The sequence below is a fragment of the Sphingomonas sp. Leaf339 genome (genome assembly GCF_001426195.1).
GTDB lineage: Bacteria > Pseudomonadota > Alphaproteobacteria > Sphingomonadales > Sphingomonadaceae > Sphingomonas.
On the sequence record NZ_LMRS01000056.1, the window covers coordinates 50,104 to 67,479 of the forward strand.

15 protein-coding genes are annotated in these 17,376 nt (G+C 67.6%); 4 read left to right on the plus strand and 11 right to left on the minus strand.

What is annotated here, in order from left to right:
- Positions 1 to 4: 4 nt before the first annotated feature.
- Both ASG67_RS15750 and ASG67_RS15755 read left to right on the plus strand, forming a co-directional pair.
- A complete protein-coding gene (locus ASG67_RS15750) occupies positions 5 to 964 on the plus strand; it encodes an XdhC family protein (protein ID WP_056532096.1) in 960 nt (319 codons plus the stop codon).
- Positions 951 to 1,574, plus strand: coding sequence for a nucleotidyltransferase family protein (locus ASG67_RS15755; protein ID WP_056532098.1), 624 nt, complete (start codon positions 951 to 953; stop codon positions 1,572 to 1,574). Before ASG67_RS15750 ends, ASG67_RS15755 begins: the two co-directional genes overlap by 14 nt.
- Here the strand turns inward: ASG67_RS15755 and ASG67_RS15760 are convergent.
- From ASG67_RS15760 to ASG67_RS15810, 11 genes are all read right to left on the minus strand, one after another.
- Positions 1,543 to 2,748, minus strand: a complete 1,206-nt coding sequence (locus ASG67_RS15760) for an ABC transporter permease (protein WP_056532100.1) — start codon at positions 2,746 to 2,748, stop codon at positions 1,543 to 1,545. The two genes, ASG67_RS15755 and ASG67_RS15760, sit on opposite strands and share 32 nt — an antisense overlap.
- The gene (locus ASG67_RS15765; RefSeq protein WP_235535251.1) at positions 2,748 to 3,566 is read right to left on the minus strand and encodes an ABC transporter ATP-binding protein; all 819 of its coding nucleotides are present in this window, start codon (positions 3,564 to 3,566) and stop codon (positions 2,748 to 2,750) included. Before ASG67_RS15765 ends, ASG67_RS15760 begins: the two co-directional genes overlap by 1 nt.
- Complete coding sequence (locus tag ASG67_RS15770) at positions 3,502 to 4,872, minus strand: efflux RND transporter periplasmic adaptor subunit (RefSeq protein WP_056532102.1); 1,371 nt, start codon at positions 4,870 to 4,872, stop codon at positions 3,502 to 3,504. Before ASG67_RS15770 ends, ASG67_RS15765 begins: the two co-directional genes overlap by 65 nt.
- Entirely contained in the window at positions 4,872 to 6,389 is a 1,518-nt protein-coding gene (locus ASG67_RS15775; RefSeq protein ID WP_056532104.1) for an efflux transporter outer membrane subunit, read from the minus strand. The genes ASG67_RS15770 and ASG67_RS15775 overlap by 1 nt, the downstream gene beginning before the upstream one ends.
- 70 nt (positions 6,390 to 6,459) lie before the next feature.
- Complete coding sequence (locus ASG67_RS15780; RefSeq protein WP_056532106.1) at positions 6,460 to 8,544, minus strand: acetyl/propionyl/methylcrotonyl-CoA carboxylase subunit alpha; 2,085 nt, start codon at positions 8,542 to 8,544, stop codon at positions 6,460 to 6,462.
- 112 nt (positions 8,545 to 8,656) lie between these two features.
- Positions 8,657 to 9,652 (minus strand): biotin synthase BioB, encoded by a 996-nt coding sequence (gene bioB, locus ASG67_RS15785; RefSeq protein ID WP_056532108.1) that lies wholly within the window; start codon positions 9,650 to 9,652, stop codon positions 8,657 to 8,659.
- Positions 9,649 to 10,029 (minus strand): lysozyme inhibitor LprI family protein, encoded by a 381-nt coding sequence (locus ASG67_RS15790; protein ID WP_056532110.1) that lies wholly within the window; start codon positions 10,027 to 10,029, stop codon positions 9,649 to 9,651. Before ASG67_RS15790 ends, bioB begins: the two co-directional genes overlap by 4 nt.
- Positions 10,026 to 12,245 (minus strand): methylmalonyl-CoA mutase, encoded by a 2,220-nt coding sequence (gene scpA / locus ASG67_RS15795; protein ID WP_082543584.1) that lies wholly within the window; start codon positions 12,243 to 12,245, stop codon positions 10,026 to 10,028. The genes ASG67_RS15790 and scpA overlap by 4 nt, the downstream gene beginning before the upstream one ends.
- Before the next feature lies 1 nt (position 12,246).
- Complete coding sequence (locus ASG67_RS15800; protein ID WP_056532112.1) at positions 12,247 to 13,029, minus strand: enoyl-CoA hydratase-related protein; 783 nt, start codon at positions 13,027 to 13,029, stop codon at positions 12,247 to 12,249.
- Positions 13,029 to 13,445: a methylmalonyl-CoA epimerase gene (mce, locus tag ASG67_RS15805; protein ID WP_056532113.1), complete on the minus strand. Its 417-nt coding sequence runs from the start codon at positions 13,443 to 13,445 to the stop codon at positions 13,029 to 13,031. Before mce ends, ASG67_RS15800 begins: the two co-directional genes overlap by 1 nt.
- A 96-nt stretch (positions 13,446 to 13,541) precedes the next feature.
- Positions 13,542 to 15,050, minus strand: a complete 1,509-nt coding sequence (locus tag ASG67_RS15810; protein ID WP_156460860.1) for an acyl-CoA carboxylase subunit beta — start codon at positions 15,048 to 15,050, stop codon at positions 13,542 to 13,544.
- Positions 15,051 to 15,178: 128 nt separating this feature from the next.
- Here ASG67_RS15810 and ASG67_RS15815 point away from each other — a divergent pair, with 128 nt between their 5' ends.
- Together ASG67_RS15815 and otsB are read left to right on the plus strand one after the other, a co-directional pair.
- Complete coding sequence (locus tag ASG67_RS15815) at positions 15,179 to 16,567, plus strand: helix-turn-helix domain-containing protein (RefSeq protein WP_056532117.1); 1,389 nt, start codon at positions 15,179 to 15,181, stop codon at positions 16,565 to 16,567.
- A 57-nt stretch (positions 16,568 to 16,624) separates the two neighbouring features.
- Entirely contained in the window at positions 16,625 to 17,371 is a 747-nt protein-coding gene (gene otsB / locus ASG67_RS15820) for a trehalose-phosphatase (protein ID WP_056532119.1), read from the plus strand.
- Positions 17,372 to 17,376: the final 5 nt, after the last annotated feature.

Sequence of the window (17,376 nt, forward strand, 5' to 3'; positions counted from 1 at the left end):
AGACATGGCCGAGAATGACAGCGTGCTGGCGGCAGCACGCGACTGGAAGGGCGAGAAACTGGCGCTGGCGACCGTCGTGTCGACCTGGGGCAGCGCCCCGCGTCCGCGCGGCAGCCATATGCTCGTCCACGCCGATGGCCGGTTCGAGGGGTCCGTCTCGGGCGGCTGCGTCGAAAGCGACATCCTCCAGACCGCCGCCGAGGTAATCGCGGGCGCGCCGTTCCAGGTCAGGAACTACGGCGTCGCCGACGCGGCGGCATGGGAAGTCGGCCTGCCCTGCGGCGGCGAGATCGCGGTGATGGTGCAGCCGGTGTCGGCGGAGGGCTTCGACCCCGAACTGTTCGACCGCATCGCCGAGGCCCGCGGTCAGGGCGATGCCCTGACCGTCACCACCGATCTGGCGACCGGCCATTCCGACCTGCGCCCCGCTGAGAGTTCCCATCAAAGTAATACTTTGATGGGGGCCGAGACCGGCGAGGTGTTCCTCAACCGCTACGACCCGCCGCGCCGCCTGTTGATCGTCGGCGCAGTCCAGATCGCGCAGGCGCTCGCTGGCCTAGCCCGCGAACTGGGCATCGCGACGGTCGTGATCGATCCCCGTGCGCGCTTCCTGACCGAGGAACGGTTCCCCGGCGTAACGCTGGACGATCGCTGGCCGGACGAGGCGATCGCCGCGTATCGGCCCGGTCCTGCCACCGCCGTCGTCACGCTCAGCCACGACATCAAGATCGACGACCCCGGCCTGATCGCCGCACTCGCCAGCGACGCCGCCTATGTCGGCGCGCTCGGCAGCCGCCGGAGCCATGCCGCGCGGCGGGATCGGCTAGCGGCGGCAGGCGTCACGGCGGACAAGATCGATCGCATCGACGCCCCCGTCGGCATCGATATCGGCGCGATCGGCCCGTCGGAGATCGCGCTGTCGATCGCTGCCGCCATGGTGGGCGCGTTCCATGATAAGCGTTGAGAACACCGTCCTGATTCTGCTCGCCGCCGGCCAGTCGGGCCGGTTCGGCGATGTGGGGTCAAAGCTGACCGAACCGTTCCTCGGTCGCGCACTCGGCCTGCACGTCGCCGTCGCGCTGGAAAGCATGCCGTTCATGGAGCGGCTGGCGATCGTCGATGGCGGCCGGATCGACTACACGCCCTATGGCTTCACCCAATTGCACAATCCCGATCCGGGCGAGGGCATGTCGAAATCGGTGAAGATCGGCGTGGCGCGCGCGAAGGAACTGGGCGCGAGCGCGGTGCTGATCGCGCTGGCCGACATGCCCCGCGTCACCGCCACGCACATCTATCGCCTGTACGATGCGGTGGACGGCGTGAGCGCGGTCGTGGCGTCGAGCGACGGCGCCAAGCCCAAGCCACCCGCGCTATTCGGCCGCGACCGCTTCGACGATCTGCTCGCGCTGACCGGCGAACACGGCGCCAACCAGATGATCAAGGCGGGCCGCCATGTCGTGACCGCCCCGGCCGAACTGATCGACGTCGATACGCCCGAGGAACTGGAAGAACTCCGCGAGCTGGTCAACGCGCCGGAAGCGCTCACTCGTGCCGGAGCGCGTCGATCGGATTGAGCGCCGCCGCCCGCCGGGCGGGGAAGTAACCGAACACGACACCGATCACCGCCGAGATCGCGAAGGCGACCACGTTGATCTGCGGATCGAACGTCCACGGCACCTGCATCACCGGCACCAGCGCCAGGATTACGAGCTGCGCCAGCGCCAGCCCGATCAACCCGCCTAGGCACGACAGCGCCACCGCCTCGACCAGGAACTGCAACAGCACCTCGCGCGCGACCGCACCGATGGCGAGACGGATGCCGATCTCGCGCGTCCGCTCCGTCACCGACACCAGCATGATGTTCATGATGCCGATGCCGCCGACTACCAGACTGATCCCCGCCACCGCCGCGACGATGCGCGTCAACAACGTCGTCGTGCCGGTCAGCGTGTCCGAAATCTGCTTGGTGTCGAATATGTTGAAATCATCTTCCTTGCCGCCGACGATGTTCCGCCGCTCGCGGAGCAGGTCCATGATCCCCGCCTGCACCGTGGCGGTGGAATAGGCGGTATCGACACCGACCAGCATCAACCGGATATCGCGCGATCCGGTGAAACGGCGCTGCACCGCCTTGATCGGCATGACCACGACATCGTCCTGATCGCCGAACCCGCCCTGCCCGCGCGTCGACAGCGTGCCGATCACGTCGCAACTGATATTGCCCAGCCGCATCCGCGTGCCGACCGCCGCGCCGCCCCGGAACAGGTTCTGGCGCACGGTATTGCCGATCAGGCACACCGCCTTGCCCGCCTCTTCCTCCGCCGGTGTCCAGTATCGCCCGGCGGTCAGCGGCCATGGCTGCACCGTCAGGAACGCCGCGGTGGTGCCGTTGATCGTCGTCGACCAGTTCGCACCTTCATAGATCGCGGTGGCCGTCGCGCTCGCCTGTGGTGCCACGGCGGTCACGCCGGCGACCTGATTGGCTATCGCGGTCACGTCCTCCGGCTTGAAATCGGGCGGCCGCGGTCCACCGCCGCCCCGGCCGAAGCCCTGCCCCGGCCGGACCTGCAACACGTTGGTGCCCAGCGCCGAAATCTGCTGCTGCACGGCCGCCGTGGTCGCCTTGCCCAGCGTCACCATGGTCACGACCGCGCCGACGCCGATCACGATGCCGAGAATGGTCAGGAACGACCGCAACAAATGCCGCCGGATAGACCGCAGCGCGAGGACGAGTGTGGTGCCGAACATTACGCCTCCACCGCCTCACCCTGCAGGTGTTGCGCCTCGATCCGCTCCACCAGCCCGTCCTTGAAATGCACCACCGTCCGCGCGAACGCCGCCATGTCGGGCTCGTGCGTCACCATCAGCACGGTGATGCCGCTCTCCTGATTCAGGTTGGTGAGCAATTGCATGATTTCCACCGAACGTTCCGAATCCAGATTGCCGGTCGGCTCGTCCGCCAGCAGCACGTCGGGACTGGTCACGATCGCCCGCGCGATCGCGACGCGCTGTTGCTGACCGCCGGACAGTTCGGCCGGCGTATGGTCCCACCAGTCGGCCAGCCCGACCTTGTCGAGCGCCGCCATCCCCAGCTCGCGCCGCGCCTTCTTGTCCTCACCGCGATACAGCAGCGGCAGCTCGACATTCTCCAGGGCGGAGGTACGCGACAACAGGTTGAACCCTTGAAACACGAAGCCAAGATACTTTCGCCGCAGCAACGCGCGCTGATCGCGGTCCAGCGTTTCGATATGGTGGCCCCGGAACGTGAACTCGCCCGCTGACGGCATGTCGAGACAGCCGAGGATGTTCATCGTCGTCGACTTGCCCGATCCCGACGGCCCCATCACCGCCACAAAATCACCGCCGGTGATATCCAGATCGACGCCCTTCAACGCCTGAAACTGCGTCGCGCCCGATCCATACACCTTGGTCACGCCGCGAAGGGAAATCAGCGGCGGGGCTGCCCCTGCCCCCTCCCCGGAAGGAGAGGGGGAGTGCGCTTCACTGCCCACCGGCGCCACCCTGTCGACGCTGGCCACCGGCACGTCGCGACGTGGTCGCGCCATCGCCACTCGCCAACTGCCCGGTGATGACCTGCGCACCGGGCTTCAGATCGCCGCCCAGCACCTCGGTCATCGTGCCGTTGCTGTCGCCGGTGGTGATCTGCACCGCCTGCGGCGTGCCGTCCGCCGACTTCACATACACCGTCTGCGTTGCACCCCGCCCCAGCGTCGCGGTCCGCTCCGGCCGGTCGCGGCGCGGACGGAACGTCAGCGAGCCGGCGATGCCACCCTGCGCGCCACCAGCCCCGGCCGTCGGCTTGAACCGCAACGCCGCGTTCGGGACCAGCAGCACGTTGCGCTTATCAGACGTCACGATATCGGCCGTCGCGGTCATCCCCGGCCGCAACTGGCCGGATGGATTGGCCACCGTCAGATCGGCGGCGTAGCTCACCACCTGGCCCGTCGTCGCCGCCGTGCTGGTCGAGGTGGAGGCAGTCGCGGAACTAACCGTCAGATTCGATCCCAGGTCGACCCGCGTGATCTCCGCCGGAAAAGTCTGCCCCGGAAAGGCATCGACGGTGAAGGTCGCCTTCTGCCCCAGCTTCACCTCGCCCACGTCCGCCTCGTCGATCGCGACCTCCAGCTTCATCTTGGTCAGGTCTTCGGCGATCACGAACAGCGTCGGCGTGTTGAACGAGGCGGCCACGGTCTGGCCGGGATCGACCTGCCGGGCCAGCACCACGCCCGATACCGGACTGCGGATGATCGCCCGGCTGCGCTGCGTCTGCGACTGCGCCAACTGCGCGCGCGCGGCGGCGACGTTGGCCTGCGCGGTCTTCAGCCCTGCGATCGCCCGCTGCGCGTTGGCGCGGCCGGTCTGGAGTTCGGTGGCCGATGGTACGCGACCGTTCGACAGGCGATATACTTCCTGCAACCGCGCCAGTTGCGCGTTGGCCTCCGACACGGTCGCCTGCGCCTGCCCGACCTGTGCCTGATTGGCGGCCAGCGTCGCCTGCCCGGCGCGGATCTGGTCGTCGATCTGTTCAGGATCGATCTGCGCCAGCGGCTGGCCGGCGGTGACCCGGTCGTTCACATCGACCACGACCTTGGTGACGAGGCCCGACAACTGCGATCCGACCGTCACCTGATTGGTCGGCGCCAGCTTGCCCGTCGCCGATACGCTGACCGTCAAATTGCCGCGCTGCGCCGGAGCGGTCGAATATTGCACCGCATCCGATCCGCCGAAACAGCGGTTGAGCAACAGCGCCAGCGCCACCACGACGACCACGATCACCACCCATTTGACGTAACGACGCCACGCCGGGACGGGTTTTACGCCCAGAAATTCATCGGTGTTCTGGTCGGCCATCAACGGGTCTCGCTTACGGGAGTGGTCGTCGGAACGGGAACCGGCAGAGCCGTGGTCCCCGCCGGAATGCTGCGCGGCGGCGCTTCGGGTACGGTCGACGCATCCCAGCCGCCGCCGAGCGCAACATACAGCGCGACCTGCGCCGTCGCGGCATCGGCCCGCGCCTGCGTCAGGCCGTTACGTGCCGACAGCAACGCCGACTCCTGCTGGTTCAGCGTCGTGAAATCGGTCAGGCCGGATCGATACTGGCTACGGCTGAGGATCGCGGAAATGTTCGCGGCATCCAGCGCGATCGCAAATTCCCGTTCGCGCGCCCGCGCCGTCGTCAACGCCACGATCGCGTTCTCGACGTCCTCCAGCGCCAGCAGCACGGTGCCCTTGTAATTGGCCAGCGCGCCGTCCGCGACCGCTTCCTGCGTCCGCACCTGGCTGCGCAACCGGCCACCGTTGAAGATCGCCTGCGTCAATCCCGCGAACAACCCGCCGGTGATCGCATCGCCGATCCCGGACAGCGACGTCGCGTTGGTGTTGATGTTGCCGGTGATCGCCAGCGCCGGATACAGCCGCGCCTTGGCCACCCCGATCTGCGCCGTCGCGGCGGCCAGCGCGCGTTCGGCGGAGCGGACGTCGGGGCGCTGGCGCAGCGTATCGGCGGGAATGCCGATACCGATCGTCACCGGCCCGGCGGGGATCGGCTTCGTCGTCGCCAGTTCGGGCTTCAACGCCCCCGGTGCCTGCCCGGTCAGCACGCCCAGCCGCGACACGGCGGCATTGTATTGCTGTTCCAGCGACGGGATCGTCGCGGCGGTCTGCGCCCGCTGCGCCCGCGCCTGTTCGCTGTCCAGACTGGAGACGAGGCCCGCCTGCACGCGGAACCCCGCAATCTCCAGATTGTCGTCCTGAATGCCCAGCGAGGCGCGGGCATTGGCGATCTGCGCCTGTAATCCGCGCGCGATCACGTAATTGCGCGCGACCTCGCTCTGCACCGACAGCAGGACGCTGGCATAATCGAAACCCGATGCCTCGTACTGCGCACGGCTCGCCTCGACGGTGCGGCGCAGTTCGCCGAAGATGCCGACCTGATAACTGGCCGACAGCCCGATCGAATAGCTGTTCGTCCCGCCCGCGCCGGTATCGACGACGGTGCCGTCGGGCAACGTGAACGACCGACCGCCACCCCGCAGGTTCTCGTTGCGCTGATAGCCGGTCGATCCCGACAGCGTCGGCAACAGGCTGGCCCGGCTCTGCACCAGCGCCTCGCGCGACTGGCGCAGGCGGGCAACGGCCTGCGCGATATCGGTGTTGGCGGTCGCCGCCTGTTCGACCAGCCGGCCCAGCACCGGATCGTCGAACCGGTTCCACCAACGCGTCAGGTCTTCGGGCGTCGGCGCGGCCGGCACCGAATAGGCGACCGGCACGCCCAGTTCGGCCGGCGTCTGCGGCCGATAATCCGGCCCGACGGAACACGCCCCCAACGCAAGCGTGGTGGTAATCAGTAAAACGCGGGCTCGGACCATGCCAGAGAAATGGCCGGGCAACGTGTAACCGTCCAGCGCTATTATGTCGCAGTTTGTCGCGCGTGCCGTTTCATTCCAGTTCCAGGATCACCTGATCGACCGCCAGACTGTCGCCGGTCTTCGCCTCGATGCTCTTCACCACACCCGTCTTGCCGGCTCGCAGGATGTTCTCCATCTTCATCGCCTCGACCACGGCCAGCGGTTGCCCCGCCTCCACCCGGTCGCCGGCCGCGACATCCAGCCGCACCAGCAACCCCGGCATCGGCGCCAGCAGGAACCGTGAAAGGTCGGGCGGCACCTTTTCGATCATGTGCCGCGCATAGGGCGCGGCCCGCGACGGCAACACCCGCGCGTCGTGCGAGGCGCCCCGCGTCGACAGGCGGAAACCGGTGCGCGTCGGCGCCAGCCGGATCGTCAGCGATGTCTCGCCGATCTCTGCCTGCACCATCCGGTCGCCGGGCGTGTATTCCAGCGCGAGGTCGATCGCCTCGCCATCCACCATGATGCCATCGGTGGACACCTGAACTTCATGCTCCGCATCATCCAGCCGCACGGTCCAGTCGGCAGGCGGCGGCAGGCGCCGGCCAAGCTGCCCGTCGATCCGCCGCGCCCGATCCGCCTCCGCCGTCGCCGCAAACGCCGCGACCGCCGCCAGCGTCCGACGCAATTCCGCATCGGCCGGCGCCCCGTGGAATCCGTCCGGATATTCCTCGGCGATAAACCCCGTGGTCAGCGCGCCTTCGCGGAAACGCGGATGCTGCATCAACGCCGACAGGAAATCGAGATTGGTCCCCGGCCCCTCGATCTCGAACGCATCCAGCGACGCGATCTGCTCATCGATCGCGGCGATGCGCGTCGGCGCCCAGGTGATCAGCTTGGCGATCATCGGGTCATAGAACATCGACACCTCGCCCCCCTCGGCGACGCCATCGTCGACGCGGGTATAAGCCTCTTCCGTAACGCTCCCGCTCGCGAGCGGAGTGGGGACTGTTTCACGTGCATCGTCCGAGACCTTCCCGTCCCCGGCCTCTCCCCCAGGCGGGAGGGGAACAGAAGAATACGGCGGATTATACCGCACCAATCGCCCGATGCTCGGCAGGAAGCCCCGATACGGGTCCTCCGCATACACCCGCGTCTCGATCGCCCAGCCGTCCAGCGTCACGTCGTCCTGCCCGAACGCCAGCGGCTCGCCCGCCGCCACCCGGATCATCTGCTCGACCAGATCAAGGCCCGTGATCGCCTCGGTCACCGGATGCTCCACCTGCAACCGCGTGTTCATTTCCAGGAAGTAGAACCCGGTGCCGCTGGTATCGGCGCCGGACACGATCAGCTCGACCGTGCCCGCGCTGAAATACCCCACCGCCCGCGCCAGCGCGACCGCCTGTTCGCCCATCGCACGGCGCATCGCCGGCGTGACGAACGGCGACGGGGCCTCTTCGACCACCTTCTGGTGGCGCCGCTGGATCGAGCATTCCCGCTCGCCCAGATAGACGATGTTGCCGTGCTGGTCGCCGAGCAGCTGGATCTCGATATGCCGTGGGCTCTCGATGAACTTCTCGATGAACACGCGGTCGTCACCGAAGCTAGCCAGCCCCTCGCGCTTCGTCGCCTCGAAACCGTCGCGCACGTCCTGTTCGTGCCACGCCAGCCGCATGCCCTTGCCGCCGCCGCCCGCCGACGCCTTCATCATCACCGGATACCCGATCTCCCCCGCGATCCGCACCGCATGGTCGGTGTCGTCGATCTCGCCCAGGAAACCGGGGACGACGTTGACGCCGGCGGCCTGCGCCAGCTTCTTCGATTCGATCTTGTCGCCCATCGCCGCGATCGCGGCCGGCGGTGGCCCGATAAAGGCGATGCCCGCCTCGGCACAGGCCCGCGCGAAACTCTCGCGCTCCGACAGGAAGCCATATCCCGGATGGATAGCATCCGCGCCGGTTTCCTTGGCTGCGAGCAGGATCAGTTCCGCCTTCAGATAGCTTTCCGCCGCCGGTGCCGGCCCCAGCCGCACGGATTCGTCCGCCATCAGCACATGCGGGCTGCGCGCATCCGCATCCGAATACACCGCCACCGTGGCGATCCCCATCGCCCGCGCGGTGCGGATGATCCGGCACGCGATCTCGCCGCGATTGGCGATCAGGATTTTCTTGAACATCCTCAACTCCCCTCCCGCTTGCGGGATGGGCCGGTTGGGCCTGTCCGCGTCCGGGCGTGTTTTCGTGGGAAGGACAGGCCCCTTCCCTAACCGTTCTCGCCAGCGAGCGAGACTATTCCGCCGCCACCCGCATCGGCTCGGCACCCGTCATCGGCCGCACGCCCAGCTTCGCCAGCAATGCCGCATCCGCACTGTCGCCAGCGTTGCCGGTGGTCAGCAGCTTGTCACCGGTGAAGATCGAATTCGCGCCCGCCATGAAGCACAACGCCTGCGTCGCTTCCGACATGCTCTCGCGCCCGGCAGACAGGCGCACCATGCTGAGCGGCATCGTGATGCGCGCGACCGCGACGGTGCGGACGAATTCGATGTCGTCGATCTTCGCCATCGGCGTCCCCGCCAGCATATCGCCCAGCGGCGTGCCCTTCACCGGCACCAACGCGTTCACCGGCACGCTTTCGGGATGGCGCGGCAACGTGGCGAGCGCATGGACGAAACCGACCCGGTCACTCCGCGTCTCACCCATCCCGACGATCCCGCCGCAGCACACCGAAATCCCCGCATCGCGGACATAGCCCAGCGTCTCCAGTCGGTCCGCAAAGGTCCGCGTGGTGATGACGTTGCCGTAATTCTCCGGCGAGGTATCGATATTGTGGTTGTAATAATCCAGCCCCGCCTCGGCCAGCGCCCGCGCCTGCGGCGCCTCCAGCATGCCCAGGGTCATGCAGGTTTCCAGCCCCATCGCCTTCACGCCCTCGACCATGGCGACCACCTTGTCCATGTCGCGGTCCTTGGGGTTGCGCCATGCCGCGCCCATGCAGAAACGCTGTGATCCCGCCGCCTTCGCCTCGGCCGCGCTGGCCAGCACGGCATCGACGTCCATCAGCTTTTCCGCCTTCAGCCCGCTGTCGGCACTGACCGATTGCGAGCAATATCCGCAATCCTCCGGGCAACCGCCGGTCTTGATCGACAGCAATGTGCACAACTGCACCTCGTCCGGCGCATGATGCGCGCGGTGGATGGCCTGCGCACGGAACATCAGGTCGGTGAAGGGCAGGTCGAACAGGTCGGCGATCTGCTCCCGCGTCCAGTCGTTGCGCACGTCGTTCATCGTCCCCGCTGCCACATCATATCCTTCAATTGTGCCGTCCGTTCGCGCGTTACCCGCGCCAGGCATTGTCGCTGTACCATCGGCTGCATCGATCCGCCCGCATACTCCGCGCCCTCGATCACGCACTGGCGATCGCGGAACGGCAGCCACGCGCGCTGGCTGGCGAGCGTCGCCGCCGCATAGCCGACCCCGCCGCCGCGCGTCGTATCGGCGGCATCGCGCCGCTTCATCGCCGCATAGGTGCGCTGCCACTGCACCGTCATCGCCGTATCCGCCGCTTTCCAGTCGGCACCGGCCTGCTGATTCATCGCCATCTGCGTTTGGGCAGCGGCCGGTCCCGCCAGCATCAGCGCGGCGAGCAACGCATAACGGATCATGCGGCACCCTCTTGTGGCGGCATGTTATGGCCGAGCAGCCTCAACACCTCTTCTGCCGCCTGGACAAGATTGGTGCCGGGGCCAAAGATCGCCTGCACGCCCGCGTCGCGCAAAATCTGGTAATCCTGCGCGGGGATCACGCCACCGGCGATCACCTTGATATCCGGCCGCCCGGCATCGCGCAGATAACCGATCAGTTCGGGAATCAACGTCTTGTGTCCCGCCGCCAGCGACGATGCACCGACCACGTCGACTTGCCTTTCCAGCGCGAGTCCGGCAACCTCTTGCGGCGTCTGGAACAGCGCACCCGGCACGATCTCGAACCCCAGATCGGCAAACATGCTGCTGACCAGATTGGCGCCGCGATCATGCCCATCCTGCCCCATCTTGGCGACGAGCATCCTTGGTTTCCGACCAAGCCGGCGCTCGGTGGCATCGACGCCATCGGTCAGCCGTGCCCAGCGCGGGTCATCGGCATACGCCCCGCCATAGATGCCGCTGACCGGCGTCGGCTGCGTGCCATATCGCCCGAACGCGATCTCCATCGCGGCGGATATCTCACCCAGTGACGCTCGTGCCCGCGCCGCCTCGACGGCAAGGGCGAGCAGATTGCCCTCGCCTTGTCCGGGGGCGTTCTGCGCCGCTTCCCGCAACGCCGTCAGCGCCGCCTGACACGCCGTCTCGTCCCGCGTCGCGCGCATGGTCTGCAACCGCGCCACCTGTGCCTCGCGCACCGCGACATTGTCCACGTCGAGGATGTCGATCGGGTCCTGTTCGGCCAGCCGGTATTTGTTGACTCCAACGATCACGTCCTCGCCGCGATCGACCCGCGCCTGTCGCGCCGCTGCCGCTTCCTCGATCATCGCCTTTGGCCAGCCCTTGGCGACCGCCGCCGCCATGCCGCCCTCTGCCTCGACGCGTTCGATGATCGTCCATGCCTGGTCGACCAGTTGCTGCGTCAGGCTCTCGACATAATAACTGCCGCCCAGCGGATCGACGACCTTCGTCATCCCCGTCTCCTCCTGCAACACGATCTGCGTGTTGCGGGCGATCCGCGCGGAGAAATCGGTCGGCAGCGCGATCGCCTCGTCCAGCGCGTTGGTGTGGAGACTTTGCGTCCCCCCGCACATCGCCGCCATCGCCTCGATCGTGGTGCGGATCACGTTGTTGTACGGGTCCTGCTCCTGCAACGACACGCCCGACGTCTGGCAATGCGTGCGCAGCATCTTCGACCGTTCGTCCTTCGCGCCCAGATCGGTCATCACCCGGTGCCACAGTGTCCGCGCCGCGCGCAGCTTGGCGACCTCCATGAAGAAGTTCATGCCGATCGCGAAAAAGAAGCTCAGGCGGCCGGCGAACTTGTCGATGTCCAGCCCCGCCGCCATCGCCGCACGCGCATATTCGCGACCGTCGGCGATGGTGAAGGCCAGCTCCTGCACCTGCGTCGCGCCGGCTTCCTGCATGTGATAGCCGCTGATCGAGATGCTGTTGAACTTCGGCATCTCGGCCGACGTGTATGCGATGATGTCCGCGATGATCCGCATCGATGGGTCGGGCGGATAGATATACGTGTTGCGGACCATGAACTCCTTCAGGATGTCGTTCTGGATGGTCCCGTCGAGCAGGTGGCGCGGCACGCCCTGTTCCTCGCCCGCGACGATGAAAAACGCCAGGATCGGGATCACCGCCCCGTTCATCGTCATGCTGACCGACATCTGGTCGAGCGGAATACCGTCGAACAGGATCTTCATGTCCTCGACGCTGTCGATCGCCACGCCCGCCTTGCCGACATCGCCGGTCACGCGCGGATGATCACTGTCGTATCCCCGGTGCGTGGCCAGATCGAACGCGACCGACAGCCCCTTCTGCCCGGCCGCCAGATTGCGGCGATAAAAGGCGTTGGATTCCTCGGCGGTCGAGAAACCCGCATATTGCCGGATCGTCCATGGCCGCCCGGCGTACATCGATGCCCGTACGCCGCGCGTGAACGGCGCAAAGCCGGGCAGGCCGGGGTCGGTCTTCACGTCCTCGGCGGTATAGAGCGGCTTTACGTCGATGCCCTCGGGCGTCGGCCAGGTCAGGTCGCGGCCCTTCACCTCACGCGCGGCGGCGGCCTGCCAGTCGGCCAGCGTCGGTTGCTTGACCGGTTCGGGCTGCGGCGGCGCAGGCGGTGCCGCACCGGCATCCTCGCCGGTGTTCGTTTCGATCTCGGCCATCCTACTCGCCCTTGAACGTCGGTGTGCGCTTTTCCAGAAACGCACGACCGCCCTCGGCGGCATCGGCGGTGCCCCGCATCGCGCGCTGGTTGTCCGCCTCGCGCGCCATCGCGGCGGCGTAATCGCCTTCATACCCGGCATGAAGCTGCCGCCGGATCGCCGCCATCGCCAGCGTCGGCCCCGTCGCCAGCCGCTCGGCCAAGGCGAACGCCTCATGCTCCAGCACCGCATCGGCGGCGATCCGGTGGATCATCCCCCATTCCAGCGCCTGGGCGGCGAACACCCGCTCGCCCAGCATCATCATTGCCGTCGCCCGCGCCTTGCCGATCAGCCGCGGCAGCATCCACGACGCGCCGCCATCGGGGACCAGCCCGATATTGACGAACGCCTGCAGGAAATACGCGGTATCGCTCGCGACACAGAAATCGGCCGCCAGCGCCAGCGAGCAACCGATCCCCGCCGCCGGCCCGCGCACCGCGCTCACTACCGGCACCGCCAGATCGGCGATCAGCGCCAGCGTCCGATTATAACTCCCGGTCAGCGCCGCGAACGTCGCCTCCCCCGGATCGGCCGCCGCCAGCGCGCCCGACGCGACATCCGCGCCAGAGCAAAACGCCCGCCCCGCCCCCTGCACCAGCACCGCCCGCGCGCCATCCAGATCGCGCAGCGCGCCGGCGATCTCCTCGAACATCGCCGGCGGCGCGGCGTTCAGCCGATCGGGTCGGTTGAGCGTGACGACCAGCACGTCGCCGCGCCGCTCGGTGAGGATATGGTCATGGGCCATCAATGGTCCTTCGGTTCTTCCATCAGTTCGACCAGCAACCCGCCCATGTCACGCGGATGCACGAATATGATCGGCGTCCCATGCGCCCCGATCCGCGGCGCACCCAGCACCGTCGCGCCCTTGGCAGTCAGATCGGCAATCGCGGCGTGGATGTCGGCCACCTCGAAACACAGATGATGCTGCCCACCCGCCGGATTCTTGCGCAGGAACCCCGCGATCGGCGACGCATCGTCCAGCGGCTCGATCAGTTCGATCTGCGTATTGGGCGCATCCACGAAACACACCCGCACCCCCTGCGCCGGCAAATCGAACGGCTCGCCGATCGAGGTGGCACCCAGCAACGTGCGATACGTATCCACCGACCGCTCGATCGACGGCGTCGCAACGCCGACATGGTTGAGGCGGCCGAGGGTCATATCCCTGCTTCTCCATCCGTCATTGCGAGCGCAGCGAAGCAACCCAAGGCGTCGCGCAGGACGCCAGATGGAATCGCCAAACTCACGACGACGGCATCACAACGGAATATTGTCATGCTTCTTCCACGGATTCTCCAGCTGCTTGCCCCGCAGCTTCCGTAACCCCAGCGCGATCCGCCGCCGGGTGGAATGCGGCTGGATCACCTCGTCGATGAAGCCCTTCGCCGCCGCCACGAACGGGTTGGCGAAGCGCGCCTCATACTCCGCCGTCCGCTCCGCGATCTCCTCGCGCGTACGCCCGCGAAAGATGATCTCCACCGCGCCCTTGGCGCCCATCACCGCGATCTCCGCGGTCGGCCATGCATAATTCAGGTCACCGCGCAGATGCTTAGACGCCATCACGTCATACGCCCCGCCATAGGCTTTGCGCGTAATCACCGTAATCTTCGGCACCGTCGCCTCGGCATAGGCGAACAACAGTTTCGCACCGTGCTTGATGATGCCGTTATGCTCCTGCGCCGTACCCGGCAGGAACCCCGGTACATCCACGAACGTCACGATCGGGATCTCGAACGCATCGCAGAAGCGCACGAACCGCGCCGCCTTCTTCGACGAATTGATGTCGAGCACCCCGGCCAGCACCATCGGCTGGTTCGCGACGAAGCCCACCGTGCGCCCCTCGATCCGCCCGAACCCGGTGATGATATTGCCCGCATGGGCCGGCTGCGTCTCGAAGAAATCGCCCTCGTCGACCACCTTCCGGATCAGCTCATGCATGTCATACGGCTGGTTGGCGCTCGCCGGGATCAGCGTGTCGAGACTGTCCTCCTGCCTGTCCCACGCATCCGCCGTCGGCCGCTCGGGCACCGGCAGCCGGTTCGACAACGGCAGGAAATCGATGAAGTCGCGCGCCGCCAGCAGCGCCTCGATATCGTTCTCGAACGCATTGTCGGCGACGCTGGTCTTGGTCGTGTGCGTCACCGCGCCACCCAGCGCCTCCTGGCTGACCACCTCGTTCGTCACCGTCTTCACCACATCGGGGCCGGTCACGAACATATAGCTCGAATCCTTCACCATGAAGATGAAGTCGGTCATCGCCGGCGAATACACCGCCCCGCCCGCGCACGGCCCCATGATCAGGCTCAGTTGCGGCACCACGCCGCTGGCCAGCGCATTGCGCTGGAACACCTCGGCATAGCCGCCCAGCGACGCGACACCCTCCTGGATGCGCGCACCGCCCGAATCGTTCAGGCCGATGATCGGCGCGCCGACCTTCATCGCCATGTCCATCACCTTGCAGATCTTGGCGGCGTGCCGTTCGGACAGCGATCCGCCGAACACCGTGAAATCCTGGCTGAAGACAAAGACGAGGCGGCCGTTGATCGTGCCGGACCCCGTGACCACGCCGTCGCCGGGGATCACCTGATCCTGCATGCCGAAATCGACGCAGTTATGCTCGACGAACATGTCGAGCTCCTCGAAACTATTCTCGTCGAGCAGCACGTCCAGCCGCTCGCGCGCGGTCAGCTTGCCCTTGGCGTGCTGGGCGGCGATGCGTTTTTCACCACCGCCCAGCCTTGCCGCCGCGCGTTTCGTCCCGAGCATTAAGTTCGTAGACGACACAGCATCCTCCTGGCGTACGCGGCAGCGCCCTGTCTGCCCGCCCCCGCTCCCTCACGCAAATGTGAATTTGCGAAGTTGCGAATGGGCATCTTGCGAACTAACGTGCAGCAATGCCCAATCCCCGCCTCTATGCCGGCGATCAGTTGCGCGCCCTTCGCCGCGCCGCCGGGATCAACCAGCGCGCGATGGCCGCCCGCCTCGGCCTGTCGGTCAGCTACCTGTCGCAGCTTGAGGGGGGCGAGCGGCCGCTGACCGCCGCCGTCACCGCCGCCCTCGCCCGCCATTACCCGCAGGCGCTGGCCGCGATCGAGGGCGAAGGCCCCGCCCGCCGCTTCGCCGCGCTGGCCGAGGCGCTGGCCGACCCCGCCCTCCTCCCGCCGATGGGCGCAGAGGCGACGCAGCGACTGGCGGAGGAGCGCCCCGACATCGCCGACCGGCTGGTCGCCCTCCACGCCGCCAAGCGTGGTGCGGAGGATCGGCTGGCGCTGGCCGAGGAAACGCTGACCGCCGGCGGCGCCACCCGCCTGCCATGGGAGGCGGTGCGCGACTGGTTTCACGAGGCCGGCAACTATGTCGACCCGCTCGACCGCGCCGCGGAGGCGCTGGCCACGGAAGCGTTTGGCGAGGTCGCACCTGACGAACCGGCGCTGGTAGCCGCCCTCCGCGACCACGGCCTCGGCATCCGCATCGATCCCAACGCGGATGCACCCCTCGCCCGGATCGACGGCGCCGTGCTGGTACTGAACGGCGCGCTGCCGCCCGAAAGTCGCCGTTTTCAAATCGCGCACCGCCTCGCCGCCCGCGCCTTTGCCGCCCCGATCGCGGCGGTGATCGACGGATCGGGATTGGCCAGCGAGGAGGCGCGCCGGCTGCTCGGCGTCGGCCTCGCCAACTATGCCGGCGGCGCGATCGCGATGCCGTATGAGCGTTTCCGGCACGAGGCGCGGGCGGTGCGCCACGATATCGATCGCCTGTCGCGGCGCTTCGGCGTCAGTTTCGAACAGGCATGCCACCGCCTGTCCACCTTGCAGCGGCCGGGCGCGGCGGGGGTGCCGTTCTTCTTTTGCCGGATCGACATGGCCGGCAACATCACCAAGCGGCATTCCGCCACCCGCCTGCAATTCGCGCGCTTCGGCGGCACCTGTCCGCTCTGGGTCGTCCACGAAGCCGCCGCGATCCCCGACCGCATCCTGGTGCAACATGCCGAGACGCCCGACGGCGTCCGCTACGTCTCGATGGCCAAGGGGCTGGTGAAGCCGTCGGGCCGCTTCGCCCGCCTGCCGCGCCGCTATGCGGTGGCGCTGGGGTGCGAGGCGATCCACGCTGCCGATTTCGTCTATGCCGATGCCGTCGACCGGGCGGGCGCCGCGACCCCGATCGGCATCTCCTGCCGCCTCTGCCCGCGCCCCGACTGTGACCAGCGCGCCTTCCCCCCGGCCGACCGCGCCATCGCGGTGGAGCCGGAGACGCGGCGCATCGTGCCGTACCGGGTGGTGTAGCGCCCCTTTCCCGTTCCGCCCGCGCAACGGAACCCGACGTGCACCGTTAGAGCGCGCATGACCGAAGCCCTGCTCCCCCCGCCGCTACCCGATCCCGCCACCATCGCCCTGTACCTCGATTTCGACGGCACGCTGGTCGACCTTGCCGACCGTCCCGACGCCGTGGTGGTGGAGGCGGACCTTGCCGACCTGCTCGATCGCCTCGCCACCGCGATGCCCGGCCGCGTCGCGATCGTCAGCGGTCGCTCGGTCGCGCAGCTCGACGGGTTCCTCGGCGACCGCGCCTTCGGCCTTGCCGTCTCGGGCAGCCACGGGGCCGAACGCCGCACCCCCGCAGCCGGCCATATCCTGCCCGAACGCTCTCCCGCCCTCGAAGCGGCGGCCGCCGAGTTGCGCGCATTCGCCGACCTGAACGGCATCATCTTCGAGGCCAAGAGCCTAGGCGCCGGCCTGCATTTCCGCCAGCGCCCCGAGATCGAACAGGAAGCGACCGCCATGGCCGCCCGCGTCGCCGACACGCACGGCCTGACCATGCAGCCGGGCAAGATGATGGCCGAGGTCCGCTTGCCCGGTGACAAGGGCGCCGGCCTGCGCTCGCTGGCCACCGACGACGCGATGGCCGGTATGATCCCCTGGTTCTTCGGCGACGACGTCACCGATGAGGACGGCTTTGCCGCCGCCGCCGCGCTGGGCGGGGCGGGCGTGCTGATCGGTCCGGAACGCGATACGCAGGCCGCATACCGGCTGGACGACGTCGCAGCCCTGCGCACCTGGCTGAACGAACTGGCGGATGCCGCCGCGTGAAGGCC

Coding starts and splice junctions, on each gene's coding strand:
- ASG67_RS15750 (WP_056532096.1), top strand. CDS start 5: ATGGCCGAGAATGACAGCGTGCTGGCGGCAGCACGCGACTGGAAGGGC.
- ASG67_RS15755 (WP_056532098.1), top strand. CDS start 951: ATGATAAGCGTTGAGAACACCGTCCTGATTCTGCTCGCCGCCGGCCAG.
- ASG67_RS15760 (WP_056532100.1), bottom strand. CDS start 2,748: ATGTTCGGCACCACACTCGTCCTCGCGCTGCGGTCTATCCGGCGGCAT.
- ASG67_RS15765 (WP_235535251.1), bottom strand. CDS start 3,566: ATGGCGCGACCACGTCGCGACGTGCCGGTGGCCAGCGTCGACAGGGTG.
- ASG67_RS15770 (WP_056532102.1), bottom strand. CDS start 4,872: ATGGCCGACCAGAACACCGATGAATTTCTGGGCGTAAAACCCGTCCCG.
- ASG67_RS15775 (WP_056532104.1), bottom strand. CDS start 6,389: ATGGTCCGAGCCCGCGTTTTACTGATTACCACCACGCTTGCGTTGGGG.
- ASG67_RS15780 (WP_056532106.1), bottom strand. CDS start 8,544: ATGTTCAAGAAAATCCTGATCGCCAATCGCGGCGAGATCGCGTGCCGG.
- bioB (WP_056532108.1), bottom strand. CDS start 9,652: ATGAACGACGTGCGCAACGACTGGACGCGGGAGCAGATCGCCGACCTG.
- ASG67_RS15790 (WP_056532110.1), bottom strand. CDS start 10,029: ATGATCCGTTATGCGTTGCTCGCCGCGCTGATGCTGGCGGGACCGGCC.
- scpA (WP_082543584.1), bottom strand. CDS start 12,245: ATGGCCGAGATCGAAACGAACACCGGCGAGGATGCCGGTGCGGCACCG.
- ASG67_RS15800 (WP_056532112.1), bottom strand. CDS start 13,029: ATGGCCCATGACCATATCCTCACCGAGCGGCGCGGCGACGTGCTGGTC.
- mce (WP_056532113.1), bottom strand. CDS start 13,445: ATGACCCTCGGCCGCCTCAACCATGTCGGCGTTGCGACGCCGTCGATC.
- ASG67_RS15810 (WP_156460860.1), bottom strand. CDS start 15,050: ATGCTCGGGACGAAACGCGCGGCGGCAAGGCTGGGCGGTGGTGAAAAA.
- ASG67_RS15815 (WP_056532117.1), top strand. CDS start 15,179: ATGCCCAATCCCCGCCTCTATGCCGGCGATCAGTTGCGCGCCCTTCGC.
- otsB (WP_056532119.1), top strand. CDS start 16,625: ATGACCGAAGCCCTGCTCCCCCCGCCGCTACCCGATCCCGCCACCATC.